The sequence below is a fragment of the Listeria farberi genome (assembly GCF_014229245.1).
GTDB classification, from domain to species: domain Bacteria; phylum Bacillota; class Bacilli; order Lactobacillales; family Listeriaceae; genus Listeria; species Listeria farberi.
Genome location: NZ_JAARZJ010000055.1, coordinates 1 through 751 on the forward strand (window position 1 = coordinate 1; position 751 = coordinate 751).

General features: G+C 24.0%; 1 protein-coding gene. It reads left to right on the plus strand.

Annotation, left to right across the window (positions count from 1 at the left end; all coding sequences use genetic code 11):
• The first annotated feature begins 144 nt into the window (after window positions 1-144).
• Window positions 145-648, plus strand: coding sequence for a hypothetical protein (locus tag HCB45_RS15145; protein ID WP_185620455.1), 504 nt, complete (start codon window positions 145-147; stop codon window positions 646-648).
• Window positions 649-751: the final 103 nt, after the last annotated feature.

Here is a 751-nt window from a genome sequence, read left to right on the forward strand (position 1 = left end):
GTATAAATAGTATAAATAGTATTTACTACTATGAAAATTGATGTTTTACATTTGTGATAGTAATCTTTATTTTGGGTAAATCATATATGCATGATATAATTATGGGGAAAATAAGAATAAATATGTTTCAATAAAGGAGAAAAAATGAAAGAATTTAATTTATTAGATTGTATAGGAAAAGCCATAAATACTGTTGAAATACAAAAATTATTGAATATTACAAATATAGACGAAAATAGTTTAGAATATAGTAGCAACTCTACTACAACGTTCGGTATTAGCAAAAATGTTGAATTACATTTTCGAAAAGCAGAAATCATAAAATTTTATTTAGAAAATGAAAGTATAGAAATGCAAGAAACATTTAAAGAATTAATAAATCAAATGCTTGCTGCTCCAAATGATATGTTATTTTTGAATGCAATGATTATAAGAAATAATTCTTTGTTTGATTTAGGTTATCATTTACATACACCTATGGAGATTAATAAAACAACTAAAGCCGAGCTTATGGATAGGCTGGGTGAACCGTATCTTGTTAACACTATCTTTAATTCTGTTGGATGGCGAATTAATAATAATAGGTTAGCTGGTCAATTTGACAAGGAAAATAATATTTTAAGACACATATCAATTGCTATATTTTAATTTATTTATGAATAAGTATATAATTTTTTGGAATTATATCATAAAACACTAATTTTGATAGCTGCTCATTTGGATATGATAAAATATTTAAACAAATAAGGAT

What these genes read in the sequence shown, in the direction of transcription:
- HCB45_RS15145 (WP_185620455.1), top strand. Translation starts at nt 145, where the DNA reads ATGAAAGAATTTAATTTATTAGATTGTATAGGAAAAGCCATAAATACT.